General features: G+C 67.4%; 1 pseudogene. It reads left to right on the forward strand.

Annotated features, from left to right (window positions below):
• A pseudogene (locus HMPREF2924_RS22230) lies at positions 1 to 325 on the forward strand (catalase); the annotation flags it as partial.

The following is a 325-nucleotide window of genomic DNA, read 5'->3' on the forward strand; positions in this document are numbered from 1 at the left end:
CCGGCCAACGTGGTGCCCGGTATCGGTTTCTCGCCGGACAAGATGCTCCAGGGCCGTCTGTTCTCCTACGGCGACGCCCATCGCTATCGCCTGGGCGTCAACCACCACCAGATCCCGGTGAACGCCGCGCGTTGCCCGCACCAGGTCTACCACCGCGATGGCGGCATGCGGGTGGACGGCAACAACGCCCATCAGCGCGTCACCTACGAGCCGAACAGCTTCAACCAGTGGCAGGAGCAGCCTGACTTCTCCGAGCCGCCGCTGGGCCTGGAGGGCGCGGCGGACCACTGGAACCACCGGGTGGACGACGACTACTACAGCCAGC

Origin of the sequence: Pseudomonas sp. HMSC063H08 (assembly GCF_001813645.1) — a bacterium.
Classification (GTDB): Bacteria; Pseudomonadota; Gammaproteobacteria; order Pseudomonadales; family Pseudomonadaceae; genus Pseudomonas; species Pseudomonas aeruginosa.